Raw genomic sequence first — 26,391 nt, forward strand, 5'->3', positions numbered from 1 at the left:
TCCATCGCGAAAATCCTTGACCAGGGCGACGAGCGAGGTGACGGCGTGCGAAGGCTCGCGATTGCGGTGGCGGCGCTACTGACCGTGTTCATGGCGCTACCGGCGGCGGCCGCCCCGTCGGTCACGGCCTCCCGTGAACTGCGCGGGATGTGGATCGCCAGCGTGGCCAACATCGACTGGCCGGCCAAGCCGGGACTGCCGGTGGCGCAGCAGAAGCAGGACTACGACAGCCTGCTCGACCGGGCCAAGGCGCTCGGCGTGAACGCGGTGTTCGTGCAGATCCGGCCGACCGCGGACGCCTTCTACCCGTCGACCCTGGAGCCGTGGTCGCAGTACCTGACCGGGACGCAGGGCCAGGATCCCGGCTACGACGTGCTGCGGTTCCTGGTGTCCGAGGCGCACAAGCGGGACCTGGAGTTCCACGCCTGGTTCAACCCGTACCGGATCAGCCTGCAGGGCGACGTCACCAAGCTGGCGCCGAACCACCCGGCGCGGCTGCACCCGGACTGGGTCGTCGGCTACGGCGGGCAGCTGTACTACAACCCCGGCATCCCGGCCGTGCGGCAGTTCGTGGAGAAGGTCATCCTCGACACGACCCGCCGCTACGACATCGACGGCGTGCACTTCGACGACTACTTCTACCCGTATCCCGTTGCCGGGCAACAGTTCCCCGACCAGCAGACGTTCGCGCAGTACGGCGGTGGCTTCTCGAACATCGCCGACTGGCGGCGGGACAACGTCGACAAGCTGATCGGCGAGCTGTCTTCGCGGGTTCACTCCCTGAAGCCGTGGATCGCGTTCGGGGTGAGCCCGTTCGGCATCTGGCGGGACGCCCGCACCGACCCCACCGGCTCCGACACGCAGGGCGGCGTGCACGACTACGACGACCTGTACGCCGACACCCGCACCTGGATCCGCAACCGCTGGGTCGACTACATCGCGCCGCAGCTGTACTGGCCGGTCGGGTACACCATCGCCGACTACGGGAAACTGCTGCCGTGGTGGGCCCACGAGGTCGCCGGCACCGGGGTGTCGCTGTACATCGGGCAGGCCGTGTACAAGATCGGCACCTCGAGTCCGGCCGCGTGGCTGAATCCCGAGGAGATGCCGCGGCACATCGCGCTCAACCGCGCCACCCCCGGGGTGAACGGCGACATCCTGTACAACACCACCACCTTGCTGGCCAACCCGCTCGGGTTCGCCGACCGGCTGCGCACGGATCTGTACGCCAAGCCGGCGATCGTGCCGGTCCGGCCGACCGTCGCCGGGCATGCCCCGCTGCCGCCGCTGCTGCTTCCGTCGCACGGGAACACGCTGCGCTGGATCGGCTTCGGCACGTCCTATGCCGTCTACCAGGACGGCCAGCTGCTCACCACGCTGCGCGGCACCAGTTTCACCCTGCCTCCGGGCCGGCACAGCTACGCGGTCACCGCGCTGGACCGCACCCACCACGAGAGCCGTCCGAGCATCACCGAGGAGTACCGATGAGCCCTGTGCACAACAGGTTGACCAGGCTCGCCATGGTGGGCACCGTCGCCGGCGCCCTCATCGCGCAGCTCACCGCCGCCCCCGCCACCGCCGCGACCACCACGGCGCCGGTGGACTTCCACCAGTGGAACAGCGACTCCCAGTTCCACAGTGGACACTCCGACGGCCTGCTGGTCCGCAACGGCATGGTGATCGGCCGGCCCGCCGGGACCGTGCAGCACACCGAGCCGGCGCTGGGCACCACCAAGACGTACGACTACGGCACGTGGACCTCTCCCCGGTACAGCCAGCGATTCGGGGCCACGCAACTGATCGCCTCGTGGAACGCGACCACGCCGGCCGGCACCTGGCTGCAGGTGGAGATGCGCGGCACGTCGTCCACCGGCGCGCAGACCGGCTGGTACGTGATGGGCCGCTGGGCCTCCGGCGACCAGGACATCCACCGCACCAGCGTGCCCGACCAGACCGACGCCACCGGCACCATCGACGTCGACACCTTCGAGGCCGCCGACGGCGTGCGGCTGATGTCGTACCAGCTGCGGGTCACCCTGTACCGGCTGCACGGCACCGTCGCCTCGCCGCACCTGCGGATGGTCGGCGCCATGACTTCGGCCGTGCCGGACCGCTTCTCCGTGCCGACCAGCCCGAGCGGCGGCGCGTGGGGCATCGAGCTGCCGGTGCCGCGCTACTCCCAGGACGTCCACAAGGGACAGTACCCGGAGTACGACGGCGGCGGCGAGGCATGGTGCAGCCCCACCTCGACCCAGATGGTCGTCGAGTACTGGGGCAAACACCCCACGGCGCAACAACTTTCCTGGGTCGACCCGAGTTACGCCGACCCTCAGGTGGACTACGCCGCGCGTAACACGTACGACTACGACTACCAGGGCGCCGGCAACTGGCCGTTCAACGCCGCCTACGCCGCCAGCTACGGGTTGGACGCGCACATCACCCGGCTGCACTCGCTGCAGGAGCTGGAGGGCTACATCCGGCGGGGCATCCCGGTGATCACCTCGCAGTCCTTCCAGGCCAGCGAGCTCGACGGCGCCGGCTACTCCACGTCGGGGCACATCATGGTGGTCGTCGGCTTCACCAAGACCGGCGACGTGATCGTCAACGACCCGGCGTCGGCCGACGACCAGGCGGTGCGCAACGTGTACAAGCGCAGCCAGTTCGAGAACGTGTGGCTGCGCACCGAACGCCCACTGCCCAGCGGCGGCGTGGGCAGCGGTTCAGGCGGGGTCGTCTACATCGTCACCCCGCACGGGATGCCGTGACATGCCGCGCGTGCCGCGCGGGGCGAGGTCGCTCTGAAGCCGGTCTCTTCCCTTGGCATTCTTCGATCGATGGAAAGACTCGATCGAAGAATGCCCGCGGTCCAGAGACCGGCGCGACCTCGCATCCAACCGTGCAGCGGCGGTCTCATGCCTTCCTAGCGATCAGCCTGGTGTTGTGCGGGTTGAGCTGGTTCGCGGCGATCATCTCGGTGGCGACCTCGATGACGAAGTCGTCGGCGTCGTCACCGAGCTTGTCGGCCTGGGCGGCGAGGCCGGCGGCGCGCATGATCCGGGCCAGGGCAACGGGTTCGGCGACGAACTGGGCGTCGAGCTCGGTCGGCGGCAGCTCGATGGCCAGGCCGCTGCTCACCAGCCGGGCCACGACCTCGTCGGCGGGATGCTGGTGCATGGCGAACGGCGTGTCGGCCAGCCGGTCCCGCCAGCGGGGCCGGTTCATCACGCCATGGAGGATGGTCACTCCGTCTTCGGAGCCTCTGGCATTGGCCCGGCTCCACTGCAGGATCAGCGCGCCGCCGGGCTTGACGGCCCGGGCCATCTCGTTCAGCGCATGGTCGATGTCGTCGAGCCAGTGCAGCACCCAGGAGCAGTGCACGATGTCGAAGGCCGCCGGTTCGAGCTTGAGCTCACGGGCATCCCGCACCTCGACCGTCACCGGGAATCCCTCGCACAGCCGGCGGGTGGCGGCCACCATCGACGGCGAGAAGTCGCTTGCCGTCACGGCGAACCCGCGTTCGGCCATGTTCCTGGTGATCTCGCCGCTGCCGCAGCCGACGTCGGCCAGCCGCCCGCCGTGCAGCCCAGCCAGTTCCAGCGCCTCGACGGCCGTGCGGTACTGACGGCTGTTCGACCGGCGGTAGTGCTCCGCCTGCCAGACGTGGCGCTCCATCGGGTCACCTCCCCAGCGCCGCCCGCACCGCGTGGTCGGCCCGCTTGTACGCGCTGTCGTCCCCGTGCAGCAAGGATGCGGCATTGGCCGCGTGCACATGGGCGTTCAGTTCGAACGCCAGCTGTTCGGGATCGGCCTTCAGGCCCGCCTGCCCGATGGCGTCGGTGATCACCTTGAGCCACGTGCGGTCCAACTCCGCGATCGCGTCCCGGACCCGGCCCGGCTTCGCCCCGAACTCCGCGCTGACCGCCGCGAAGAAGCAGCCGCCCGGGAACACCCGGCTCTTCGAGTACTCCAGCCAGCCACTCATCAGCTCGTACACGCGATCGACGCCGGGCGCGGTGGACAGCGTCGGGGCGATCACCTCGTCGTAGAAGATCCTCGACGCCTGCTTCACGGTGTGCAGCTGGAGCTCCTCCTTGGAGCCGAAGTGCGCGAAGACACCGCTCTTGCTCACGCCCAGCTCAGTGGCCAGCCGCCCGATCGACAGCCCCTCCAACCCCTCCACCGAGGCGATGTCCACCGCCCGCGCCAGCACCGCCTTCCGCGTCTCGGCCCCGCGCAACGTCCTGCCGTCCACACTCGCCGCCTCTCGACCCCGATCCCTGCCTCTGCTTCCCGCCCCGGCGCCGAACCGCAGAAAATCGGGCCGCCCGCCGCCCAACAAATAGTACGATCGTTCGTGCAGTTTTCGAGCGAAGGGGGACCCATCGTGGATCTGCGTGCACTGGACCGGCGGGCGGTTGAGGACACGGTTCGGCTCTGCTCGGACATCACCGCCGACCAGCTGCGGTTGCCGACGCCGTGCGCCGACTGGACCCTGTACGGGCTGCTTCGGCACATGACCAGCCAGCACCTCGGCTTCGCCGCCGCGGCTCGGGGCGAGGTGCCTGACCTGGCCGTCTGGGACAGCGGGGACCTCGGCGACGACCCGGCCGGCGCCTACCGCGCCGCCGCCGCGCAAGCGCTTGCGGCGTTTGCCGATCCCCAGGCCACGGAGCGTTCCGTGGAGCTGACCGAGCTTCGGCGCACCCTGCCCGGCGGCGTCGCCCTGGCGTTCCACTTCATCGACTACCTCGTGCACGGCTGGGACGTCCGGGCCACGCTCGGCCTGCCTCGCGACCTCGACCCGGAGCTGGTGGACGCCGCGTTGCGCCTGTTCGCCAACGCCGGCACCGCGCCCACCACCTCACCGCTGCGGATCCCCTTCGCCAAGCCGCTGCCCGTGGCCGACGATGCCCCGCCGCTGGACCGCCTGCTGGCCCGGGTGGGGCGGCGGGCGGACTGGAGCTAGCCGCTCACCACCGCATGGCGGTGAAGTCGACGGGTCGCGGCTCCGCGAGTGCGGTTCGGTCGGCCAGTGCCGCCAGCCGGGCGGCCATCTCATCGGCGGGGCGGCGCATGCGGTCGCCGTGGCCGGGGAGCACCCACTCGAACCGGATCAAGGGTGCGGTGCGGGCGAGGGAGGCCGCCAGCACACGGATGTCGTACCAGGTGATGGCTTCGGCGACCGCCAGATCGCCGGTGCTGCGGGACCAGTAGAAGGAGTCGCCGGTGAAGCAGTACTTGTCGTCGGCGACGTAGAGGACGCTGCCCTCGGTGTGGCCGGGGAACGGATGCGCAACAACGCCGGGGGTGATCTCCACCGGGTCGAGGCCGCGGATGACCTGGTCGGCGTCGGGGGAAGCGTCGAGATCGGCCTCGTGGATCCAGAGGCGGGCCCCGTACCGGTCGGCGTACTGCCGGCCGTGGGCGGCGTGATCGCGGTGGGTCAGCAGCACGTCGCTGACGGGACCGAGCCGCTCGTACCGGTCGGCCAGCTCGGGGCTCCACCTCGGCGTGTCGATCATCAGGTTGCCGGTGGAACGCCGCAGCAAGAACGAGTTCGCGCCGGCGGTGTGGCGCGAGTTGTGTCCACAGTGGAACAAGTCATCATCGAGAGCCATCGGGAACGGGTCGAGGTCGGGGTCGAGCCGGTCCGAGGTGTGCCGGATCGACCGGGTCAAACAGGCGAACCCGGCGGCGTGCAGGTCCCGGAGCTCGGCCTCGGTCTCGGGCTGTCGGATCACCGCGGACCGCCCGTCCACCTCGCCGATCAGCTCCGGCGCGAACTGCCGGGCCACATCGCAGTTCGTGCAGCGGTCGTCGACGTACCAGGTCATGAGCATCCCCCAAGGAAGTCGGTAATCCAGGAGTACCAGTCGATTCCGGGGAAAAGAAAGCGTTGACTTTCGCGGGGACCTGCTATCGGACAAGATCGAGAACCGCGGGTTTCCTTGCCCTGCAATAGAAAGGTCGACCCCGACAGTGTCGGGGTCGACCTTGGAAGAGGATTTGTCGGCTAGCGCCCTCAGGGATCAGCCGGCCCAGACGTCCTCGACGTAGCGGTCCTCGGCGATCAAGCCGTCCAGCCAGGCCTGGTCGTCGCCGGTGCCGTGAGCACGGTGAATGGACTTGAAGGCTTCCCGAACGGCGGGGGCCATGCCCTTGCCGTCGCCGCAGACGTAGACGCTGCCGCCGGCCTCCAGAGCCGCCCAGATCTCGTCACCGTCGGCGGCGATGCGGTCCTGCACGTACTTGACGCCGTCGACCTCGGCGCGAGAGAAGGCGGGGCGCATGGAGATGACGCCGTCCTTCTCGGCGGCCTCAAGCTCGGCGCGGTGCAGGTAGTCGACGTCGGGGTGCCGGATGCCGAAGTAGCAGAGGCCGGGACCAAGAGGCTTGCCGGCGGCCGACTGCGAAGCGCGGTCGCCGATGAAGCCACGGAACGGGGCGAGGCCGGTGCCGGCGCTGACCATGATCACGGGAACGGTCGTGTCCTCGGGGGCACGGAAGGCCTCCCGAACGGGGTCGACCCGGGCCCGCAGCTGGTCGCCGGCGGCGAGCCGGGACAGGTAGTAGGACGAAACGCCGTGGTAGGTGCCGGATCCGGTGCGAGAGGGGCCGGAAACGACGCCGACGATCAGCTCGACCTCGCCGGGACGAGCGAGCGCCGACGACGAGATGGAGTAGTGCCGGGCCTGGATCGGCGACAGCATCTCCAGGAAGTCCTCGGGCGCCAGCTGGCAGGCGGGGTTCTGCTCCAGCAACTCCAGCAGGCTCAGGTCCGTCTCGGTCAAGGCTTCCAGCGCGGCCTTCTCCGGCGGGCACGGGTTGCCGTCGGCCAACACCTTGATCTGCGCGGGCGTCGCCGGGTTCTGCAGCTCGACGAAGTGCGTGAGCAGCTGGCGAATCGTCACGGGACGGTCCAGGGGAACGGCCCGCCGGGTCTTCTGCCGGGGATTGATCGACACGACCAGGTCCAGGTCGAGCCCGAACCGCGCGGCGACCCGGTCGACCAGGTCGGAAGGGTTGTCCGGGACGACGGTCAGGTGGTCGCCGGTGCGGTAGGTGACGTCCGGGGGCAGCTGGATCCGCAGGTGCCGCTTGGACCGGCCCAGCGGGTTGTCGACGTCGACCAGCTCGTCATTGGCCAGCACGGTCATCGGCACGACCTCGTACCGGGCGTCCAGCGCGGCGGTCACCGGGCCGGTGATCACCCGCACGTCGTAGAGCCGGTCGGAAGCGTCGGTGACCACCGGCTCGGCGTCCGGGTCCCCGTACCGGGCAAGGAGTTCCGTCCACAGCAGGTCGCTCCACGACTCGATGTCGCCGGTCAGGTCGCCGGAGGCGTCGGCCTCGCACCGCTGCACCAGCCGAGTGGCGCCCAACGCAGCCAACCGGGCGTCGATCCGGGTCGGCACGTGCTGGTAGGTCGCCGCCCAGTTCCGGTCGCCGACACCCAGCACCGCGTACGACACTGCGGACAGGTCGTCGGAAGCGGAATCCAGCCAGGCCACGAACTTCGCGGCATCGTCGGTCGGCTTTCCGTTGTACGAGGCGGCAACGACAACCACCGGGCCGTCGGACGGCAGCTTGCCGGTGAACTCGTCCAGCGGCGCGGCGACGGCGGTGAACCCGCGGTCCTCGCCCTCGTCGGCGAGCTGGCGGGCCATCGCCCGGCAGGTGCCGAGGTTGGAGCCGTGCAGCACGGTCAGCGTGGTGCCCTGCCGCGCCCGCCCGGCGGCCTTCGCCGTCTCCCGCGTCGCGGAACCCTGCGTCACCTGAACACGTTCCACCCGGCGGGCCAGGTCCAACCGGAACCCGGTCGGCTTCAGGGTCAGCGTCTCCTTGATCTTCAGGTCGTAGTTGAAGGTGTCCAGCAGCCGGTACCGGTGAATGATCATGCCCAGCAGCAGGGTGGCCTCGTGCAGGGCGAACTGCCGGCCGATGCAGGCCCGCTCGCCGGTGCCGAACGGCTTGAACGCGTGCACCGGCCGCGCCTTCTCCCGCTCCGGGTCGAACCGGCTCGGGTCGAACGCCTCCACGTTGTCGCCCCACACCTTGTCCCGGTGCAGCATCGGGGCGAGCACGACGACCCACTGCCCCTTCTTGATCGGGTGGCCGCCGATGGTGGTGTCCACGATCGCCTCGCGGGAGAACGCGGCGGCGGTCGGCCACATCCGCAGCGCCTCGTTGAGGACCTGCCGGACGTAGCGGAGCTTGCCGACCTCCTCGTACGTCGGCTGCGGGCTGTCCTGGTCGCCCCACAGCGCGTCCACCTCGGCCTGGGCCCTTGCCAGCACGGCCGGGTTCTTGACCAGGTAGTACAGGGCGAACGACAGCGCGCCGGAGGTGGTCTCGTGCCCGGCGATCAGGAAGGTGATCACCTGGTTGCGGATGTTGGTGTCGTCCAGCACCGTGCCCTCGGTGGGGTGCGGCGCGTTCAGCATCAGGCCGAGCAGGTCGTCGGTGGAGTCGTCGCCGGATTCCTTGCGCCGGCGGATGACGTCGTCGACGACCTCGGCGAGGTAGCGGGCGTCCTTGGCGAACTGCTCGTCGGCCCCCTTGTTCAGGATCGGGCCGATCCACGGCAGTTCCCGGGACTTGGCCTGGGCGTGGGCGAGGCCGCGGACCAGGGCCTGCACGAACGGGTGCGGGTCGGGGCGCTTGAACGACTCGAAGTCGAAGGCGAAGCCGGTCAGGCCGATGGTGTCCAGGGTCAGCCGGGTCATGTCGTCGGCGACCTCGACCGGGCGGCGGCCGATGTGGGAGTCCCACGAGGCGATCAGCCGGTTGGCCACCTGCAGCATCGCCGGGTGGTAGCCGCGCATCGACTGCAGCGAGAAGGCCGGCAGCAGGATGTCGTGGGCCTTCTGCCAGTTCGGCTCGTCGTTGAAGGCGGTGAACAGGCCGTCGCCGGCGATGGCGCGGATGCGGGCCAGCGACGGCGCGACGTGCTTGGCGAAGCGGTCCTCGTCGGCCACCTCGGCCACCAGGTCGGCGCCGGACACGAACACCACGTCGTTGCCGAAGAAGGTGCGCGTGAAGATCGGTCCGAGTTCGCGGGACTGCCGCATGGCGTCCTGGATCGGGGTGCTCGGCGACATCCCGACCACGTCGCCGACCACGGGAATGCGGTTGGCCGGGTGCGGGAGGCCCGTGGTGTCCATCGAGGTTGTCATCGCTCTTCCCCAGGTCGCTACGTCTTGATCGCTCCATCTCAGCGTGGCAGCGGCCAGGGCCGTTCGCCACGAGTAGGACTACAAGAACCTGTAGGTTTGCCCTGTGAGGGAAGCGACGCCGGACCTGCGCGCGGAGCAGCGTCGCGCCGGCATGTGGCGCAACCGTTTCCTCGCGCTGCTCGACCGCACCCCGGTGCCCACCGCGATCTGCCAGTTGGACGGCACGATCACCGTGGCCAATCCGGCGTTCGCCGAAACACTGCGGACCCGGCCGTCCCAACTGCGCGACCGGCACGTGCTGGATTTCTTCCAGGCCAAGGTGCGTCGCGACTACGAGAAGCTGGTGGCCGGGCTGAAAAGTGGGGGCCGGGCCCGGCTGGTGATCGCCGTGCAGTTCGCCGGCGGCACCGGCGAGCTGACCGTGCAGGCGGTTTCCGACGACGACGGCTCCGGCCTGTTGATGACACTGCGGACCACGCCCGTCCCGACGGACGTGCAGCTTTCCGACCGGGAGAGCGAGATCCTGCGGCTGATCGCCGGCGGCGCGACGTCCGCGGCGGTGGCCGCCCAGCTCGGCATCACGGGCGACGGCGTGAACTACCACCTGACGCGGATGTCCGACCGGTTCGGCGTGCCCAACCGAACCGCGCTGGTGGCGCGGGCCTACTCGCTCGGCCTGCTCGACCCGACCTCGTGGCCGCCGCACTGACGTGTGAACCGACCCATGTCACCGGAACGCCGGTACCGTCGGATACACCAGCCCACTACGCTTTTCGGACTAGCCGACCAGGATCGTGCCGACGCGCAACGTGTGCGACCCTGGCCGGCTTTCCTATGCCCGCTGCTCGGCGACCCGGCGCAGCTTCTCCAGCGTCCGCTCGATGTTGCGGCGGTTGTGCTCGGACCGGTCCCACACGCCGGTGGCCAGCGGCGCGACGACGTACCGGAAGAAGGCGTTGCGCCGGTCGTACGTGGTCTCGGTGACCTCGCAGCCCCGCTCCCCCGGCTCGATCAGGTACTCCCACTCCGCCACGTCGGTACCCAGGCTGCGCACCAGATACCGGAACCGCCGGCCCGGCTCGGCGCTGACCACCTCGGACGTCGTCGCCCAGCGGAACGGGCCGTTCCTGTTGCTGCCGCGGAAGACCGCGCCCACCTCGGGGCCGGTCGCCGGGTGCACCCACGCCGACCGGGTGCACTCCTCGGTGAACCGGTGCTGGCCGGTGACGTCGCTGACCAGGTCGTAGACGACCTCGGCCGGCGCGTCGACATGCACGGAGACTCTGACGGGATCCGATGTCACATCGGGCACAACGAGGCGGCGTCCGGACGGTTTCGCCGAGGGTCACCCGTTCCGGTGATCACAACTCGGACCCGTGCGGGGGTCGCGATGTGTGCATGGAAGTGCGAGGCTGCCGATCAAGAGGCGACGAGGCCGGAGGGTGATAGCCGATGCCGTACGAGGTCAACGGGGTGGTGGCGACCGGGAAGGGCGCCCCGGTCAGCGTCCAGCGCATCATCGTGCCGGATCCGGGGCCGGGTGAGGTCGTGGTGCGGGTGCAGGCGTGCGGGGTCTGCCACACCGACCTGCACTACCGCGAGGGCGGCATCACCGACGAGTTCCCGTTCCTGCTGGGCCATGAGGCGTCGGGGATCGTCGAGGCCGTCGGCGCCGGCGTGACGAACGTGGCGCCGGGCGACTTCGTGATCCTGAACTGGCGCGCGGTCTGCGGCGACTGCCGGGCCTGCCGCCGGGGCCGGCCCTGGTACTGCTTCAACACGTTCAACGCGAGCCAGCCGATGACGCTGGCCAGCGGCCAGCCGCTGAGCAACGCCCTGGGCATCGGGGCGTTCGTCGAGAAGACGCTGGTGCACGCCGGCCAGTGCACGCCGGTGGACCGCCGGGTCGCGCCGGACGTGGCCGGCCTGCTGGGCTGCGGCGTGATGGCCGGCCTGGGTGCGGCGATCAACACCGGCGGCGTGACCCGCGGCGACACCGTCGCGGTGATCGGCTGCGGCGGCGTGGGCAGCGCGGCGGTCGCCGGCGCCCGGCTGGCCGGCGCGTCGAAGATCATCGCGGTGGACGTGGACCAGCGGAAACTGGACTGGGCCAAGGACTTCGGGGCGACCGACACGGTCAACGCCCGCGAGGCCGACGTGGTCGAGACCATCCAGGAACTGACCGGCAGCTTCGGCGCGGACGTGGTGATCGACGCCGTCGGCCGGCCGGAGACGTGGAAGCAGGCCTTCTACGGGCGTGACCTGGCCGGCACGGTGGTGCTGGTCGGTGTGCCCACCCCGGACATGACGCTGGAGATGCCGCTGCTGGACTTCTTCTCCCGCGGCGGCTCGCTGAAGTCCTCCTGGTACGGCGACTGCCTGCCCTCGCGCGACTTCCCGATGCTGATCGACCTGCACCTGCAGGGCCGGCTCCCGTTGGAGAAGTTCGTCACAGAGCGGATCGGACTTGACGACGTAGAGCAGTCGTTCGAGCGCATGGGGCGAGGAGACGTGCTGCGCAGCGTGGTCGTGTTCGACTAATACTGGAAGGGTGCGACCACCGTTCGGCGACGAGGAGTTCCCCGCAGCGCCCTACCCGGGCGCCCGGCCGGACGTGTCGTTCGCACACCTGAACGGGGTCGGCGCGCCGCTGCGCCCGGACCGGCACAGCCCGTCCGGCTGGCGCGTCGACCACACCGGGGACGACCTGGACGACTGGCTGGCCGAGCGGGACGCCGTCCCGATGAGCGGGCGTGTGCCGGTGCTGGCCTACGGCTCGAACGCGTGCCCGTCGAAGATCACCTGGCTGCGTGAGTCGCTCGGCCTGACCGGGCCGGTGGTGGTGCTGCGGGCCCGCTGCGAGGGCCTGGCCGCGGTGTGGGCGGCGGGCCTGCGCGTGGTGGACGACCAGCGGCCGGCCACGCTGATGGCCGACAAGGACGCGGTCGAGGAGCACGCCGTCTGGATGGCCGATCCGGAGCAGGTGCGGGTGCTGGACGCCTGTGAGGGCCGCGGCCGCCGGTACCGGCTGGCCCGGGTGCGCAGCGGCCACGTGGTCCTTGACGACGGCGCGGTGGTGGATCGGGTGCTGGCCTACATCGCGGCGGACCGGGTGCGCCGGCCGATCCTGGTCCGCGGCAAGCCCGTGCGCTGCGCCGACATGGATCAGGCGGCCGCGCAGGGCCTGGTCGGCAAGCGGGCCGGCAGCGACGGACTGAAGGCGTCCACTGTGGACGGCGAGCCGAATCCGGACACGTGGCCGAAGCGCGTCTTCGTCTACGGCACGCTGCAGCCCGGCCACGAGGCGTGGCACCTGCTGGAGCCGATGGTCACCGGCCGTCCGCGCAGGGCGTCGATCCGGGGTTCGCTCTACGACACCGGAATGGGCTATCCGGCGCTGCAGCTGGACGGCGACGACGAGGTGCCGGGCTGGGTGGTGCCGATCCGCTCCCCACGCCGGACTCTGTCCACTTTGGACAAGTACGAGGGGCCGGACTACCGGCGGATACGCCACGTGTTGCCGGACGGCGTCGTATGTTGGACCTACGTGTGGACCGAGCCGACGCACGGCATGGACCTGCTGCCGGAAGGGTGGCGCGTTTCGGCGTGACCTCGTGAGGCAACCTCAACCATCCCGCAGACGTCTGCGGGGTGGAGGTGGTCCAACCATGTTCATCAACCGCGTTGTGGTTGCCGCAAGCGTGCTCGTCGCCGTCGGGGCGGCCCTCGCCCCGGTCGCCTCGGCGAGTCCGGCCAGCACCCGCTGCAACGCCGGCACGTTAACCGCGAGCCTGCAGAATCCCGACGCCGGCGCGGGCCAGCGCTACGCCCAGTTCGTCGTCACCAACACCAGTTCCGGCACCTGCACGCTCTACGGTCACGGTGGATTCGCGCTGGTGGGCGCGCCGACCCAGCTGGCGTGGACGTCCAACCCGGGCGCCAGCCTGGTCACGCTGGCCCCGGGCCAGCGGGCCGCGATGACCCTGCACTGGGCGGCGATCCCGGCCGACGACGAGGCCGGTGACCAGTGCGAACCCGTCGCCGCGTCGGCGATCTCGATCCCGCCGGACGAGACCGCGCCGCTGTCGGTCGGCTGGCCGTACGGGCCCGTCTGCCAGCACGGCCGAATGGACGCCAGCGCTTACTACCGGTTGTGAGTGCGGGTGTGCTGAAGTGGACGGGTGATCCCACCGATCGAATGGACCCTGTCCGGGCACGGCGGCGAGCTGGCCGCGCGCACCTGGCCCAATCCTGACGCCCGCTGGCTCGCCGTCCTGATCCACGGGTACGGCGAGCACCTCGGCCGGTACCAGCACGTCGCCGACGCGCTGGTCGGCATGGGCGCGCTGGTGGTCGGCGCCGATCACGTCGGCCACGGCCGGTCCGGTGGCGAGCGGGCGCTGATCGGCGATTTCGAGGCGGTGGTGTCCGATGTGGACACCGTGCTGTCCGCGGCCCTCGACGGGCACCCCGACCTGCCGGTGGTGCTCGTCGGGCACTCGATGGGCGGCGCGATCGCCGTCCGCTACGCGCAGCGGTACCCGGACCGGGTGGCGGCGATGGTGCTGTCGGCCCCGGTGCTCGGCAGCTGGCACGTGCTGGATCTGTTGGAGTACGAGGAGATTCCCGACACGCCGGTCGACCCGGCGACGCTGTCGCGGGACACCTCGGTCGGCGCGGCGTACGCGGCGGACCCGCTGGTCTGGCACGGCCCGTTCAAGCGGCCGACGCTGGCGGCGCTGGAGGAACTGTTGCAGACGATCAGCTTCGACCACCCGCTCGGCGACGAGCTGCCGGTGCTGTGGCTGCACGGCGACGCCGACGACCTGGTCGACCAGGCCGACACCCGCGCCGGCACGGATCGGGTGCGCGGCCTCGGCTTCGAGGAGCGGACCTACCCCGGCGCGCGGCACGAGCTGTTCAACGAGATCAACCGGGACGAGGTGTTCGCGGACATCGCGGCCTTCACAGCCCGGGCGGTCAAGGGCTAGCGTCGGCGCTCGTGCAGCTGACTGTCTCCACCCCGAACGGTCTCATCGACGCCTACCTCGCGGTGCCGTCGGTCGAGGTGTCCGGCCCGGGTCCGTGGCCCGGCGTGGTTGTCGTGCACGACATTCTGGGTCTCGGCGACGACATCAAGCAGATCACCGGCCGCTTCACCAGCGCCGGACATGTCGCCATTGCCCCGAACATGTACGCCCGTGGCGGCGCCGTCCGCTGCGTGCGCGGCATCTTCAAGGCGCTGAACAGCGGCCGCGGGCCGGCGTTCGACGACATCGAGGCGGCCCGCGAGCTGATCGCCGGCCGCGGCGACTGCACCGGCAAGATCGGCGTGGTCGGGTTCTGCATGGGCGGCGGCTTCGCGCTGCTGGCCGCGCCGCGCGGGTTCCAGGCCTCGGCCCCGTACTACGGCATGGTGCCGAAGGACCTGGCGATGATCGACGGGGCGTGCCCGGTGGTGGCCAGCTTCGGCGCCAAGGACCCCAGCCTCAGGGGCGCCGCCGCCCGGCTGGACGCCGCGTTGACCGAACGGAATGTCCCCCACGACGTCAAGGAGTACCCGGACGCCGGGCACAGCTTCGCCAACCGCATCTCGCCGGCCGCGCTGACCAAGGTGCTCGGCTTCGGCTACAAGCACGAGGAGTCAGAGGACGCTTGGCGTCGTGTCCTTGCGTTCTTCCGGCAGCACCTCGGGAGTTGACGCGGCGGCGGCCCTCGTCGGCGGCAGCGCCACGTTGCGCACGCCCGAGGCCAGCTCGTGCAGGCCGAGATGCTTGTTGTGCAGCTTGGCGAACAGCCCGAAGCCGATCGGCAGGGCCACGCTGACCAGCACCGCGAACGCGGCGAAGGCGACCTCGCCGGGCCGGTCCTCGATGATGCCGACCAGCGTCGACAACCGCAGGCCCTGCATGGCCTCCACCAGCCGCGAGGCGGAGACCACCAGGAAGATCACGCCGAGCATGGCGACGAGGGACAGCGGCACGAAGGCGATGGCCAGCAGCACTTCGCGAATCAGCAGCCGCCACACCGGCGGCCGGTTGCCGTCGGAGTCCACCAGCCGCAGCCGCAGCACGTGCTTGCCGACGGTCGCGCCGGTCACCCACGGCATGAGCACGAACCACAGCACGAACACGAACAGCGCCACCAGGAACGCGCTGGTCGGCGACTCGCCGCCGAGCAGGTACCAGATCGCCGCCAGGAACGGCAGGCAGAACGTGAAGCCGACGGCGTCCAGCAGCAGCGCGATCAGCCGGCGGCCGAACGGCACCGGGACGCGTTCCAGCACCCGCACGTCGATGCTGTCCAGCGTGGGCAGCCAGCGGGTGATCGGACCGGCCAGCGACCAGCCCAACAGGCAGCCCAGCGAGTTGACGATGATGTCGTCCACGTCGAACAGCCGGTACGGGCACGGGTAGATGCCCCACAGGCCGGTCAGCTGGGTCAGCTCGAAGAAGCACGCCACGCCCAGCCCGATCGCCGCGCTGGTCCAGCGGCCGCGCCGGAAGTGGTAGCGCAGGTACATGCCCAGCGGCAGCAGCAGGGCCAGGTTGAACGCCGTCTCCCAGACCGCGGGGTTGTGCAGTATCAACGCGTTCGGGTTGAGGGAGCCCTTGGCTTCCTTCCAGATGTCGTTGAACGTGTTGCCGGGCACCAGCTGCGGGTGCGAGAAGTCCGCGTACACGCGGCAGACGTCGATCTCGCGGCTCGGCAGCGGCACGATCACCAGGCAGAACGCGGCCAGCGAGTAGTAGAGGAAGCTGGCGAACGACAGCCCGCGCCACCGGCTGAGCACGCCGTGCCGGCGGTACAGCACGATCGCCGTCGGCACGAACAACACCATCGCCAGCAGCGGAAACAGCAGCGCCGCGGTTCGGATCGGCAGCAGGTAGGCGTTCACCACCCGCCGCACTATACACACGGTGAATAGTGTCAACGAAAGCGCGTGGGCCTCAAGTTGACCCGGACGAGTGACAGTAGCTCGCATCGCCGGCCGGCGGGCCGCCGAGGGTTCGCCCATACCCGAAGGGCTGCCCGCGAAACCACCGACAAGTGCCGGCCGGCCGACTGCGCAGCGCAGCCGCCGTCATGATCGTTCCGCAGCGGCGCCACACATGTGGGTGACCCTCGTGTTTCCCTCCGACCGCTCCGGAAATCCCCTTGCCCGGCAGGAAATCGACCACGAAAGGGGAGCACTCATGACCAGCATCGCCAACCCCCGCGACCTGATCGGCACCGAGGTCGTCGACCGCGACGGCGAACGGGTCGGGCGGGTCGGCAACGTCTATGTCGGCGACGACAACCGGCAGCCGCAGTGGGTGACCGTCCGAACCGGACTGTTCGGCCAGAAGGAGAGCTTCGTGCCGTTGCAGGGAGCCCGGATGGCCGACGGCGGCCTGTGCGTGCAGACGACGAAGGACGCCGTCAAGGAGGCGCCGCGGATGGATGCCGACGGGCACCTGTCCGACGCCGAGGGGCGCCGCCTGTACGAGCACTACGGCCTGACCGGCATGCCCGGCCAGCGCGGGCGGACCACGCCGAGCGCCGGCCGGAAGGGTTCCGACGAGCAGGCCATGGTCCGCTCCGAGGAGCAGCTGCGGGTCGGCACCGAGCAGACCGAGACCGGCCGGGTGCGCCTGCACAAGTACGTCGTGACCGAGGAGCAGCAGGTCACCGTGCCGGTGCGGCACGAGGAGGTCCGCGTCGAACGGGAGCCCGTGCGCGGCGGCGAGCGGGCCCGCATCGGCGAGGACGACCAGGAGGTCGTGCTGCACGCCGAGCGCCCGGTCGTGGAGACCGAGGCGGTGCCGGTGGAGAAGGTCCGGCTGAACACCGAGACCGTGACCGAGCAGCGCACGGTCCGCGGCAAGGTGCGCAAGGAGCGCATCGAGGTCGACGACTCCACCAAGCACGGGAAGTAACGGAGTGTGGCGCCGGTCCGACCTCAGCCGGGCCGGCGCCACCCCGGACGGGACCGCTGAGCCGGGTGGACCACGGCACGACTCCGACCGCCCAACCCGACGCGACACCACCCGCCCAGCGGGCCGCCACCACGTCTGGGGGACAATTGGCGGCGATGGTGGAGCAGGACCTCAGGCTGCTGATCTCCGTGGTGGTCAGCGCCGAAGACGAGCGGCAGGCCCATGACGCCTGCCGCGACCTCGTGGACCGGATCGGCGGCCGGGTCGTTGAGGCCGCGGACTGCTCCGACGAGGAACCCGGCTGCTGGTCGGTGACGATCGGCAAGGACCTGCCGTCGGTGCAGGTCCACAACGACGCGGCGGCGCTGGCCCGGTCGGTCCGCACCTTCATCCGCGAGCTGGCGCCGGACTCGCCGCTGCCCCGGGTGTGCTGCGAGCCGCCGACGGCCTGGACGGTGCTGGACGACCCGGAGCTGATCGGCAAGCTGGTCGAGGGCGCGGAGCGGCTGCTGGTGGAGGCGTGGTCGGAGCAGGCCCCGTTCCAGCCGGTCAGCTACCAGGAGCCCGACACCCCGGAACCGGTTCCGGCGGAGCACACCACCCGGCTGCGGCTGCGCGTGGACGTGGCCGTGCAGCATCCGGCCGGCGCGCAGTGGCAGGCCCGGGCGCTGGCCAGCCGGATCACCGAGGCGGCCACCATCACCGAGGTCACGCAGGGCGGCGACGGCGTCTCCGTGCACCTTGATCTCGGACGATGGCCGCAGCCGCCGCAGCAGGCCGTCGCGGACGCGGCCGAGGCGCTGGGCCGCCCGGAGTGGTCGCCGATGGAGCTGAGACCCGACGGCACGGCGGTGCAGCGCTGGCTGGACGTGCTCCGGCCGACCTCCGGCATCACCTCGTTGGAGCTGGTCGCGGACCGGGCCGACATCGAGGTGGCGTGGCCGACCGAGGACGAGCCCCCGGTGTGGCGGGAGCCCGGAAGTTGATCGTCTACAGTGGATGGACACGGACCGCCGCGACCGAGGCCAACCGTGCACTCTAATGCGCGGAAATACCGCTCGATCAGCCGATCCTGGTTGCACGGGCGTCGTGTGACAGTACTAAGTTCGGGAGCGTTGGACTGCACGGTCGGGCAGTCACGTTACTGGGAGGGACCGGATCAGCGATGGCTAGCGTCGAGCAGGTGAGGGGCCAGATCGGTCTGGCCAAGGAGCAGGCCGAGCGCGGTGCCCAGGCGTTGCAGGAAGCGGAGACCCAGATCGGGCAGGCGCAGCAGGCCTTCCAGGAGGCGGCGCAGGGCAGCAACCAGTCCGAGGCCAGCGACGTGAACAACATGTTCACCCACGCCCTGCAGAAGATCGGTGAGGCCCGCGACGCGGTCATGGCCGCGACGAGCAACGCGGAGTCCTACGCCGGCCGGTTGTGACCGGTGGCCTCCGTCGAGCAGGTGCGGGCGTCGCTGGCGCTGGTGGGCGAGCATCTCCGGACCGCGCACCAGCAGCTGGTCGAGGCGGCCGAGCGGCTGTCGGAGGCGCACGCGATCCTCAGCGAGGCCAGCCGGATGCACCCCCGTTCACTTGTGCCCCCGGAACTGACCAAGGCGTGCGACCATGCAAGGGAGCAGCTGACGCTGCTGCTGGGCGTCATGGAAGCCGTGGAACGGTTCTCCGGTCGCCTGTGAACCGACCGTAGAGGTGGGCGTTGAACAGGCGAAACGATCGCCGGCAACGGATACAGGACGCGTTCGCCGCCTTCCACGACGCGGTCGCCGCGGCCCGCGGCGCCGCCAAGCGTGCGCATGACGCTGCCGCTTTGCAGCAGGCCCGCGAGACGTTCGAGCAGGACCTGCGGGCCCGCGGCATCGACCAGGCGCTGCGTGATCCCGACTACGCGCAGTCGCTGACCGATCCGCGGCTGGCCCGGATCGTGGCGCAGGCCAAGGAGGACTGGGAGCAGGCGTTCGCCAAGTGGACCAACAACGGCCCGCGGGCGCTGGCCGACCTGGTCGCCGAGGCCGCGCCCGGCAGCGCGTCCGAGGACTACGAGAACTGGCTCGGCGAGATCGGCACCGTCGACGGCCGCGGCCCGGTTCCGAGCCTGTGGCGGATCGGCAGCGCCGTGGCCACCAGTTCGCCCGTGCCGGTGTCGTTCCCGGTCGCGGTGCCGCTGCTGGACCGGTCGCACCTGGCCGTGTTCACCTCGCCCAGCAGCCGCACCCAGGCGGAGAACCTGGTCGAGTCGCTGCTGCTGCGGGTGCTCAGCCACTTCGCGCCGGGCCTGGTGCACGTGCACGTCTGGGACGTGGGCCAGCTCACCGGGTCGCTACCCGGCCTGTACCCGTTGACCCGGGCCGGTTTGCTCACCGTGCACGATCCGGCGCGGCCGGCGGAACTGCTGGACGAGCTGGCCGAGCACATCCGCAAGGTGCACACGTCGGTGCTGGTCGGGGGGCACGACTCGCTGCGGTCCATGGAATCCGACGCCGGGCTGCGCACCGAGCCGTGGCGGATCGCCGTCATGTTCGGCCGTCCGGACGCGTTGAAGGACGAGGAGCTGCACAAACTGCAGCGGATCGCCCGCAACGGCCTGGCCGCCGGCGTGCAGCTGGTGCTGGTGGACATCCCGATCACCGTCAACAGTCCTATCGAGACGGTGAAGCTGTTCGACGACAAGCCGTGGCGCACGACCATGTCCGGTGAGCACGCGGCCTTCCACGTGGACCCAGCGCTGCCGCGGGAGATGGTGCCGCGGGCGTGCGCGGCGATCGCCGCCGCGCTGGAGGAACGCCGCAACCGGGTGTGCACGTTCGAGGAGCTGTTGCCGGAGCACTACTGGTCGTACCAGTCGTCCTCGGGCGTGCAGACTCCGATCGGGCACCGGGACGGCGTCGCCGTGCCGATCACCATCGGCGACAGCTCGCCGCACGTGCTGATCGGCGGCCCGAGCGGCTCCGGCAAGACGAACTTCCTGTACGCCATGCTCGGCGGCCTGGTCGCCCGGTACTCGCCGGCCGAGCTGGAGCTGTACCTGCTGGACTTCAAGGAGGGCGTGTCCTTCGCCCAGTTCGCGCCGGGCCGCAAGGACCCGACGTGGCTGCCGAACGCGCGGCTGGTCGGCGTGAACGTCAACCAGGACCGGGAGTTCGGCGTCGCGCTGCTGCGCTTCCTGGCCGACGAGATGCGCCGCCGCGCGGACGCCGCCAAGCAGCACGAGGTCACCAAGCTGGAGGAGCTGCGCGCCGAGGATCCCGGCGGCCGGTGGCCGCGGGTGATCGCCGTGATCGACGAGTTCCAGTACCTGTTCGCGGAGAAGGACGCCGTCACGCGGGAAGCGGTTGCCCTGTTGGAGGACGTGGCCCGGCGCGGCCGGTCGCAGGGCATCCACCTGGTGCTGGCCAGCCAGGACGTGTCCAGCATCGAGGCCTTCTGGGGCAAGCCGGCCATCTTCGAGCAGTTCACGGTCCGCGTCGCGTTGCCCAAGGCGCGCCGGGTGCTCGTGGACGGCAACAACGAGGCCATCGACCTGCCGCGCTGGCACGCGATCGTCAACCACGAGTCGGGCGTCAAGCAGGGCAACGAGATCGCCCGCGTGCCGGACGCCACCGGGCGCGGCACGTTCGACCGGGTGCAGGCGCGACTGTTCGAGATGATGCCGCCGGACCTGTCCGCGCCGCGGCTGTTCGACGGCAGCCGGGTGCCGGTGCTCGCCGACATGCCCGGCTTCCAGGCGCTGGAGCCGATTTCCGGCGGCGCGCCGACCGTCCTGTTGGGACAGGTCATCGACGTGGAGGATCGGGCCGCCCGGGTGTCGCTGGCCCGGGCCCCGGGCCGCAACGTGGCCGTCTTCGGCTCCGTGTTGAAGGAATCCACCAGCGTGCTCGCCGCCGCTGCGCTTTCCCTGGCCCGGCAACACCGGGCCGGCGAGGCCCGGTTCACCGTCGCGCCGATGATCGACGACGCGATGCCGGCGGCCGATTCGCTGGCCGCACGGCTGCGGGGCATGGGGCACGAGGTCGCCACGGTCGGCCTGGATGGCGTCCGCCAGTACCTGGCCCAGGTCGCGCGCGGGTTGGAGGAGCGGCTGTCCGGCGCGGTGATCGACCAGCCGGTGCCGCACTACCTCGTGCTCTACGGGATGGACGCGGCCAACGCCGTGCTGGAGGCCAAGGACCCGGAGACCCGGGTGTCCGGTGTGGACAGTTTCCGGCAGGTGATCAAGAGCGGGCCGGAGCACCGCACCCACCTCATCGGCTGGTGGCGCAGCCCCGGCCGGCTGAAGAACATGCTGATGATGGGCGCGTCCGCCGACGACATCGGCGCTTGGGTCGGCTTCGACGTGCAGGGGCAGGACCTCAACACCTTCGCGCCCGGCCAGATGATCACCTGGTCGCCCCGCCCCGGCCGCGGCCTGTTCTTCGACCGCTTCGAGCACGCCCGGCCGCAGGTGGTCATCCCGTTCGACACCGAGGGGGAGCGCTCATGACCGACCCGATCGGCGCCGTCGAGCGCTACAAGGAGATCACCGCCTGGATCGGCGACGCCATGCAGGAGATGCGGGAGCAGGACTCCGAGCGCGGGGAGGCGGTCACCTCGCGGCTGGCCAGCGCCATGGACGCCACCAACGAGATGCTCACCCGCGCCGACCAGAGCATGGACCGCATCGACGAGTTCTGGCAGCAGGCGGTCGGCGAGCTCTTCCACGAGCGCTGGATGAAGGTGACCCCCATCCCGCGTCCCGACACCACCGTCGCGCCGCGCCCGCTGGAGTTCTACGAGGCCGAGGTGGAGAAGGCGTACGAGGCCCTGATCGAGGCGATCAAGAAGAAGGGCATTCTCGGTCGTTAGGGCGGTTCCGCCAGTGACGGTCACCACTCGCGGGAACAGCCGGCGCGGTCCATGGTGTTGACGATGGTGAACACCAATTACTGAACTAATCAGTCTCGAAAATGGAGGCGCTCGCCATGTCCGTTCCGACCACCGTCCGCGAGATCAGGCTGGCCGCCCGTCCCAAGGGCTGGCCGACGGAGGAGACCTTCGAGCTCGCCGAGGCCCCGCTGGTGGTCGAGCCCGGTCACATCGTCGTGCGCAACCAGTTCATGAGCGTGGACCCGTACATGCGCGGCCGGATGAACGACGCGAAGTCCTACAGCGCCCCGTTCGAGGTCGGCAAGGTGATGGAGGGCGGCGCGATCGGCGAGGTCGTGCAGTCCGACGCCGAGGGCTTCGCGGTCGGCGACACCGTGCTGCACTTCAAGGGCTGGCGCGACTACGCGGTGCTGCACCCCAAGCAGGCCGTGAAGGTCGACCCGAAGGCCGCCCCGATCAGCACCTACCTCGGCGTGCTGGGCATGCCCGGCCTGACCGCCTACGCCGGTCTGCTGCGCTCCGGCGAGTTCAAGGAGGGCGACACCGTCTTCGTGTCCGGCGCCGCCGGCGCGGTCGGCCAGGTCGTCGGCCAGCTGGCCAAGCTCAAGGGGGCGAAGCGGGTCATCGGCAGCGCCGGCAGCGCCGACAAGGTCCGCTACCTGATCGACGAGCTGGGCTTCGACGCCGCCTTCAACTACAAGGACGGCTCCGTCACCGAGCAGCTGGCCCAGGCCGCGCCCGACGGCATCGACCTGTACTTCGACAACGTCGGCGGCGACCACCTCGAGGCCGCGCTGAACAGCCTGAACGTGCACGGCCGCATCACGGTCTGCGGCATGATCTCCGGCTACAACGCCACCGAGGCCTCCCCCGCCCCGCACAACCTGGCCCAGATCATCGCCAAGCGGCTGACCATCCGCGGCCTGCTCGTCGGCGACCACTACGACCTGCAGCCCGAGTTCGTCGCCGAGGTGGCCCCGCTGGTGGCCGGCGGCAAGCTCCGCTACACCGAGACCGTGGTGGAGGGCCTGGAGAACGCGCCGCAGGCGTTCCTCGGCATGATGCGCGGCGAGAACACCGGCAAGATGCTGGTCAAGATCGCCGACTGAGCAGCGGCGGAAACCCCGCCTGGGTAAGCACTTTCCGCGGCCGCGGGGCCGGGACTGGCTGCGCGGGTGGAGGCGCCGCCTCGCGACGCGCCTCCACCCGAGCCTCCCCCCGGGCGAGTCCTTCCACCCCTCTGACACCGGCCGGCCGTCTCCACGCCCCCGCATTGAGATCAACCAACCGGCGACCATTCATGCTGCCCGTTCAACCCCTAGTTGAACGGGCGCGCTCAGTCTAGACTGACCCGAACCACTGTTGTCAACCACTGGTTGAGGTGTCCGGATGCCCGACAGCGAGCAGTCGCTACTGGCGGACCGGCTGAACAGGCTGTTCGAGGACGTCCGTCCCGAGGGTCGTGCCGGTCGCCGCTGGACGAACGACGAGGTCGCCACCGCCGTCAAGACGGCGGAGCCGACCATCCGGGTCAGCGGCGCCTACCTTTCCGCGCTGCGCACGGGGGCCAAACGCCGGCCGTCCACCGAGCTGCTGGCGGCGCTGGCGAAGTTCTTCGGGGTGTCGGTCGACTACTTCGTCACCGGCGAGATCCGCAACGACGCCGAGGCGGAACTGGCCCGGGTCGCCGAGAACCTGGGCGTGCGGCGGCTGGCGCTGCGCGCGCTGGAGCTGTCGCCGGAAGGCCTCGCGGCCGTCACGAAGATCATCGAGCAGGTCATCGAGCTGGACACCAAGGCGGCCGACGAGAAGGACTGAGCCGGCCGCTAGACCACCTTTCCCTGGTGCACCACCACTGTCGGGTCGCGGCGTTCCCGAATCACCTCGGCCACAGTCTCCCCGGGCAGCACCACGAACTCCGCCCGATCGCCCTCGACCAACCCGTGGTCGCGCTCACCCAGAACGGCCGCCCCACCACGGGTGGCGGTGTCGGCACACATCTCGATCATCGGGTCGGCGGTGTAGCCCTCGGCCTCGGCCAGCTCCCACAGGTCGCAGCCGCCGATGCCGACGCGCACGCCGCCCCAGCGGAGCTTGCGCAGCGGCAACGGTTTGGTGGCGATCACCGCGACGTCCGACTCGGCGAGGCGGTCGATGAGCTCGTCCTGCCGGTCGGGATCCACAGTGGACAAGGCGGACGCGTGAGTGATGGTGACCCGGCCGCGCATGTCCAGAGCCGAGGCGCGGGCGCAGATGAGCTCGATCTCGAACGCCCCGAGCTCGCCGGGATCGTCGAGCTGGATGTCGATGCCGCACTGGTGCTTGTCGGCGAGCCCGAACACGACGTCGAGGTGCCGCACGGGATCCCGGTCGACACGCGCGGGATCGATGCCGCCGACAAGATCGGCGCCGGCCTCCAGCGCGGCGTCCAACGCGTCCATGCCGGTGATGGCCCCGGTGGGCGACACGGCGACGAGCTGCACCTCGACCCGACCAAGCAGTTGCTCACGCCGGGCCAGCGCCTCCTCCATCGCGGCTACCGGGATGTGCGCGCGGGCCATGGTGGTGCCGGGCCGTAACGCGTCCAGCCGGGCATGCGCGTCGACGAAGGACGGCAGCAGCACGCCGCCACCGCCGTCCACGACAGGTGTTCCGGCCGGCGCGGCCAGCCCGACGCCGATCTGGTCGATCCGGCCAGCCACGCAGAGCACGTCGACCGCGGGCAGCTCCGTCGCGCTCGGCCACGGCCGGACGGAGGTGATCAGCAGCTCACCGCTCATCACGGGAGGTTAACCCCGATCGGCCGCCGGCAACAGCTTTCCGGGGTTGAGCACACCGGTCGGGTCAAGTGCGCGCTTGACCGAGGTCATCACGTCGATACCGAGCGAGCCCACCTCGCCCGCCAGGTACGGCGCGTGGTCGGTGCCGACGGCGTGGTGGTGGGTGATCGTGCCCAGCGGCGCGATCGCCTCGGACGCCGCCCGTTTCGCCCGCTGCCACTGGCCGATCGGGTCCTCGTCGGCCCGCGCGGCCAGCACCGTGAAGTACAACGAGGCTCCCGTCTCGTACGCATGCGACACGTGGCACATGACAACCGCGCGGTTGAGCGAACGTTGCAAGGCCCCTCGCACGGCCGTCCGAAGGGTGCTCAACTGCGACCAGTGCGTCGCAGTCTCCAGCGTCTCCACGCACACGCCCACGTTCAGCAGCGAATCCCGTTGCCGGGGGCCGGCAAACCGGCCGTGCCGCCACGACTCCCCGATCGGCTTGCCCAGCCGTATGGCCTTGTGTGGGCCCAGCGCCCGCATCGTCGCGGCGCGCCGGACGGCCAACTCGCCGGCGGATCCGGCCTCCCAGCCCAGGATCAGCAGGCATGGATCGGCGATCCGCCGCGCCCGCAAGTACGTCTTGACCGCGCCGGCCTTCACGCCACCGGTGAGCGAGAGCTGCACCTCGGTCTCCTCGGCGTCGGACAGCCGGGTGACGTCCGCCAAGACGCGGTGCTGCGCCAGATCCCGCACGGCGGCGGTCGCCGCGTCCCAACCGTCCAGGAAGTACCCCTCGTACCGGGTGTGCGTGGCGACCGGCCGGACCCGCAGCGTCACCTCGGTGATCACACCGAAGGCCCCCTCGCTGCCGATCACGAGTTGCTTGAGGTCCGGGCCGGCGGCGGTGGCCGGGGCCACGCCGAGGTTCAGTTCGCCGACGGGAGTCGCGAGCCGCACACCGTCCACCATGTCCTCGAACCGCCCGTAGCCGGCGGAGGCCTGGCCGGCCGAGCGGGTGGCTGCGAAGCCGCCGATGGTGGCTCGCTCGAAGGACTGCGGGAAATGGCCGAGGGTGAAGCCGTGCGCGGCGAGCATCCGCTCGGCGTCGGTCGCCCGCACACCGGCCTGCAACACGACCAGCCGGGACAACGGGTCGATGGACACCAGGCGGTTGAGCCGGGCCAGGTCCAACACGATCACGGCGTGCTTGCCGCCGCGCAGCGCGGTCACGCCGCCGACCACGGAAGTGCCGCCGCCGAAGGGAATCACGCCGATGTCGTGCTCGCCGCAGGCCCGGAGCACGGCGACGACCTCGTCCGGGTCGGCCGGCAGCACCACCGCGTCCGGCACGGCCAGCTCGCCGCAGCCCCGGTGCCGCAACAGGTCCACATAGGACATGCCGCCGGACCGGCCGAGCCGGGATTCCCGGTCGAGCAGCACGTTCTCGGGGCCGACCACGGCCTCCAGCGCCGCCCGGCCGACGATCGACAGCTCCGGTTCGGGCACGGTCAGCACCGAGTCGGGCGCGATCGGCGTCGGGTGTTCGCCGAGGCCGGTCCTGGTCCGCAGCCAGCGCAGCGCGTGCGGGGGCAGCGCGTGCTCGCCGTTCGTCCAGCCGCCGCGCAGGGTGTGATCGATGCCCGGTTCCATTGCTACAGTGTTA

The 26,391-nt window shown here is 70.6% G+C and carries 25 protein-coding genes; 17 read left to right on the top strand and 8 right to left on the bottom strand.

Translation table 11 applies throughout. The features are described from left to right. The first annotated feature begins 45 nt into the window (after positions 1–45). Together BJ998_RS15990 and BJ998_RS15995 are read left to right on the top strand one after the other, a co-directional pair. Entirely contained in the window at positions 46–1,488 is a 1,443-nt protein-coding gene (locus tag BJ998_RS15990) for a glycoside hydrolase family 10-like protein (RefSeq protein ID WP_184862499.1), read from the top strand. Then, positions 1,485–2,765 (top strand): C39 family peptidase, encoded by a 1,281-nt coding sequence (locus BJ998_RS15995; RefSeq protein WP_246488602.1) that lies wholly within the window; start codon positions 1,485–1,487, stop codon positions 2,763–2,765. Before BJ998_RS15990 ends, BJ998_RS15995 begins: the two co-directional genes overlap by 4 nt. Positions 2,766–2,910: 145 nt before the next feature. On the opposite strand, the gene BJ998_RS16000 is transcribed toward BJ998_RS15995, so the two are convergent. Beyond that, on the bottom strand, positions 2,911–3,672 hold the full coding sequence (locus BJ998_RS16000; protein ID WP_184862501.1) for a class I SAM-dependent methyltransferase: 762 nt from the start codon (positions 3,670–3,672) through the stop codon (positions 2,911–2,913). A gap of 4 nt (positions 3,673–3,676) precedes the next feature. After that, positions 3,677–4,252 carry a TetR/AcrR family transcriptional regulator gene (locus BJ998_RS16005; RefSeq protein ID WP_184862503.1) on the bottom strand — a complete coding sequence of 192 codons (576 nt, stop codon included), beginning with the start codon at positions 4,250–4,252 and terminating at the stop codon, positions 3,677–3,679. A 132-nt stretch (positions 4,253–4,384) separates the two neighbouring features. Here BJ998_RS16005 and BJ998_RS16010 point away from each other — a divergent pair, with 132 nt between their 5' ends. Next, positions 4,385–4,966, top strand: a complete 582-nt coding sequence (locus BJ998_RS16010) for a TIGR03086 family metal-binding protein (protein WP_221338028.1) — start codon at positions 4,385–4,387, stop codon at positions 4,964–4,966. A 4-nt stretch (positions 4,967–4,970) separates the two neighbouring features. Here BJ998_RS16010 and BJ998_RS16015 read toward each other — a convergent pair whose 3' ends face one another. Both BJ998_RS16015 and BJ998_RS16020 read right to left on the bottom strand, forming a co-directional pair. Next, positions 4,971–5,834 (bottom strand): MBL fold metallo-hydrolase, encoded by an 864-nt coding sequence (locus BJ998_RS16015; RefSeq protein ID WP_246488603.1) that lies wholly within the window; start codon positions 5,832–5,834, stop codon positions 4,971–4,973. Between the two features lie 195 nt (positions 5,835–6,029). Beyond that, positions 6,030–9,176, bottom strand: a complete 3,147-nt coding sequence (locus BJ998_RS16020; RefSeq protein ID WP_221338029.1) for a bifunctional cytochrome P450/NADPH--P450 reductase — start codon at positions 9,174–9,176, stop codon at positions 6,030–6,032. Between the two features lie 103 nt (positions 9,177–9,279). Between BJ998_RS16020 and BJ998_RS16025 the strand changes: the two genes are divergently transcribed. After that, the gene (locus tag BJ998_RS16025; protein ID WP_184862507.1) at positions 9,280–9,885 is read left to right on the top strand and encodes a helix-turn-helix transcriptional regulator; all 606 of its coding nucleotides are present in this window, start codon (positions 9,280–9,282) and stop codon (positions 9,883–9,885) included. 123 nt (positions 9,886–10,008) lie between these two features. On the opposite strand, the gene BJ998_RS16030 is transcribed toward BJ998_RS16025, so the two are convergent. Continuing rightward, on the bottom strand, positions 10,009–10,452 hold the full coding sequence (locus BJ998_RS16030) for an SRPBCC family protein (RefSeq protein ID WP_312890140.1): 444 nt from the start codon (positions 10,450–10,452) through the stop codon (positions 10,009–10,011). A gap of 176 nt (positions 10,453–10,628) precedes the next feature. Here BJ998_RS16030 and BJ998_RS16035 point away from each other — a divergent pair, with 176 nt between their 5' ends. Genes BJ998_RS16035 through BJ998_RS16055 form a run of 5 tightly spaced genes read left to right on the top strand, consistent with a single transcriptional unit; the run spans position 10,629 to position 14,877 of the window. Next, positions 10,629–11,717 (top strand): S-(hydroxymethyl)mycothiol dehydrogenase, encoded by a 1,089-nt coding sequence (locus BJ998_RS16035; RefSeq protein ID WP_184862511.1) that lies wholly within the window; start codon positions 10,629–10,631, stop codon positions 11,715–11,717. 10 nt (positions 11,718–11,727) lie between these two features. Then, positions 11,728–12,786, top strand: coding sequence for a gamma-glutamylcyclotransferase family protein (locus BJ998_RS49180; protein WP_184862513.1), 1,059 nt, complete (start codon positions 11,728–11,730; stop codon positions 12,784–12,786). A 58-nt stretch (positions 12,787–12,844) separates the two neighbouring features. After that, on the top strand, positions 12,845–13,333 hold the full coding sequence (locus tag BJ998_RS16045; RefSeq protein ID WP_184862515.1) for a DUF4232 domain-containing protein: 489 nt from the start codon (positions 12,845–12,847) through the stop codon (positions 13,331–13,333). A 24-nt stretch (positions 13,334–13,357) separates the two neighbouring features. Beyond that, positions 13,358–14,167, top strand: a complete 810-nt coding sequence (locus BJ998_RS16050) for an alpha/beta hydrolase (RefSeq protein WP_312890141.1) — start codon at positions 13,358–13,360, stop codon at positions 14,165–14,167. An 11-nt stretch (positions 14,168–14,178) separates the two neighbouring features. Further along, on the top strand, positions 14,179–14,877 hold the full coding sequence (locus BJ998_RS16055) for a dienelactone hydrolase family protein (RefSeq protein WP_184862517.1): 699 nt from the start codon (positions 14,179–14,181) through the stop codon (positions 14,875–14,877). On the opposite strand, the gene BJ998_RS16060 is transcribed toward BJ998_RS16055, so the two are convergent. After that, on the bottom strand, positions 14,821–16,077 hold the full coding sequence (locus BJ998_RS16060) for a VanZ family protein (protein ID WP_184862519.1): 1,257 nt from the start codon (positions 16,075–16,077) through the stop codon (positions 14,821–14,823). The genes BJ998_RS16055 and BJ998_RS16060 overlap by 57 nt on opposite strands. A 295-nt stretch (positions 16,078–16,372) precedes the next feature. Here BJ998_RS16060 and BJ998_RS16065 point away from each other — a divergent pair, with 295 nt between their 5' ends. From BJ998_RS16065 to BJ998_RS16100, 8 genes are all read left to right on the top strand, one after another. Then, on the top strand, positions 16,373–17,095 hold the full coding sequence (locus BJ998_RS16065) for a DUF2382 domain-containing protein (RefSeq protein ID WP_184862521.1): 723 nt from the start codon (positions 16,373–16,375) through the stop codon (positions 17,093–17,095). Positions 17,096–17,250: 155 nt separating this feature from the next. Then, on the top strand, positions 17,251–18,081 hold the full coding sequence (locus BJ998_RS16070; RefSeq protein ID WP_184862523.1) for a hypothetical protein: 831 nt from the start codon (positions 17,251–17,253) through the stop codon (positions 18,079–18,081). Between the two features lie 197 nt (positions 18,082–18,278). After that, on the top strand, positions 18,279–18,521 hold the full coding sequence (locus BJ998_RS16075) for a hypothetical protein (RefSeq protein ID WP_184862525.1): 243 nt from the start codon (positions 18,279–18,281) through the stop codon (positions 18,519–18,521). A 3-nt stretch (positions 18,522–18,524) separates the two neighbouring features. After that, the gene (locus tag BJ998_RS16080; protein WP_184862527.1) at positions 18,525–18,776 is read left to right on the top strand and encodes a hypothetical protein; all 252 of its coding nucleotides are present in this window, start codon (positions 18,525–18,527) and stop codon (positions 18,774–18,776) included. A 20-nt stretch (positions 18,777–18,796) separates the two neighbouring features. Next, positions 18,797–21,577 carry an FtsK/SpoIIIE domain-containing protein gene (locus BJ998_RS16085; RefSeq protein WP_184862529.1) on the top strand — a complete coding sequence of 927 codons (2,781 nt, stop codon included), beginning with the start codon at positions 18,797–18,799 and terminating at the stop codon, positions 21,575–21,577. Further along, positions 21,574–21,939 (top strand): hypothetical protein, encoded by a 366-nt coding sequence (locus tag BJ998_RS16090; protein WP_184862531.1) that lies wholly within the window; start codon positions 21,574–21,576, stop codon positions 21,937–21,939. Before BJ998_RS16085 ends, BJ998_RS16090 begins: the two co-directional genes overlap by 4 nt. Positions 21,940–22,055: 116 nt before the next feature. Continuing rightward, the gene (locus BJ998_RS16095; RefSeq protein ID WP_184862533.1) at positions 22,056–23,069 is read left to right on the top strand and encodes an NADP-dependent oxidoreductase; all 1,014 of its coding nucleotides are present in this window, start codon (positions 22,056–22,058) and stop codon (positions 23,067–23,069) included. A gap of 280 nt (positions 23,070–23,349) precedes the next feature. Next, positions 23,350–23,778 carry a helix-turn-helix domain-containing protein gene (locus BJ998_RS16100; RefSeq protein ID WP_184862535.1) on the top strand — a complete coding sequence of 143 codons (429 nt, stop codon included), beginning with the start codon at positions 23,350–23,352 and terminating at the stop codon, positions 23,776–23,778. 8 nt (positions 23,779–23,786) lie between these two features. Here the strand turns inward: BJ998_RS16100 and BJ998_RS16105 are convergent, their stop codons facing one another. Next, the gene (locus BJ998_RS16105; protein WP_184862537.1) at positions 23,787–24,740 is read right to left on the bottom strand and encodes an amidohydrolase family protein; all 954 of its coding nucleotides are present in this window, start codon (positions 24,738–24,740) and stop codon (positions 23,787–23,789) included. A 9-nt stretch (positions 24,741–24,749) separates the two neighbouring features. Then, positions 24,750–26,378 (bottom strand): FAD-binding oxidoreductase, encoded by a 1,629-nt coding sequence (locus BJ998_RS16110; protein WP_184862539.1) that lies wholly within the window; start codon positions 26,376–26,378, stop codon positions 24,750–24,752. Positions 26,379–26,391 lie beyond the last annotated feature (13 nt).

Source organism: Kutzneria kofuensis, assembly GCF_014203355.1.
In the GTDB taxonomy this organism is placed as follows: domain Bacteria; phylum Actinomycetota; class Actinomycetes; order Mycobacteriales; family Pseudonocardiaceae; genus Kutzneria; species Kutzneria kofuensis.

What these genes read in the sequence shown, in the direction of transcription:
- BJ998_RS15995 (WP_246488602.1), top strand. Translation starts at nt 1,485, where the DNA reads ATGAGCCCTGTGCACAACAGGTTGACCAGGCTCGCCATGGTGGGCACC.
- BJ998_RS16000 (WP_184862501.1), bottom strand. Translation starts at nt 3,672, where the DNA reads ATGGAGCGCCACGTCTGGCAGGCGGAGCACTACCGCCGGTCGAACAGC.
- BJ998_RS16015 (WP_246488603.1), bottom strand. Translation starts at nt 5,834, where the DNA reads ATGACCTGGTACGTCGACGACCGCTGCACGAACTGCGATGTGGCCCGG.
- BJ998_RS16020 (WP_221338029.1), bottom strand. Translation starts at nt 9,176, where the DNA reads ATGACAACCTCGATGGACACCACGGGCCTCCCGCACCCGGCCAACCGC.
- BJ998_RS16035 (WP_184862511.1), top strand. Translation starts at nt 10,629, where the DNA reads ATGCCGTACGAGGTCAACGGGGTGGTGGCGACCGGGAAGGGCGCCCCG.
- BJ998_RS16045 (WP_184862515.1), top strand. Translation starts at nt 12,845, where the DNA reads ATGTTCATCAACCGCGTTGTGGTTGCCGCAAGCGTGCTCGTCGCCGTC.
- BJ998_RS16065 (WP_184862521.1), top strand. Translation starts at nt 16,373, where the DNA reads ATGACCAGCATCGCCAACCCCCGCGACCTGATCGGCACCGAGGTCGTC.
- BJ998_RS16070 (WP_184862523.1), top strand. Translation starts at nt 17,251, where the DNA reads ATGGTGGAGCAGGACCTCAGGCTGCTGATCTCCGTGGTGGTCAGCGCC.
- BJ998_RS16090 (WP_184862531.1), top strand. Translation starts at nt 21,574, where the DNA reads ATGACCGACCCGATCGGCGCCGTCGAGCGCTACAAGGAGATCACCGCC.
- BJ998_RS16095 (WP_184862533.1), top strand. Translation starts at nt 22,056, where the DNA reads ATGTCCGTTCCGACCACCGTCCGCGAGATCAGGCTGGCCGCCCGTCCC.
- BJ998_RS16100 (WP_184862535.1), top strand. Translation starts at nt 23,350, where the DNA reads ATGCCCGACAGCGAGCAGTCGCTACTGGCGGACCGGCTGAACAGGCTG.
- BJ998_RS16105 (WP_184862537.1), bottom strand. Translation starts at nt 24,740, where the DNA reads ATGAGCGGTGAGCTGCTGATCACCTCCGTCCGGCCGTGGCCGAGCGCG.
- BJ998_RS16110 (WP_184862539.1), bottom strand. Translation starts at nt 26,378, where the DNA reads ATGGAACCGGGCATCGATCACACCCTGCGCGGCGGCTGGACGAACGGC.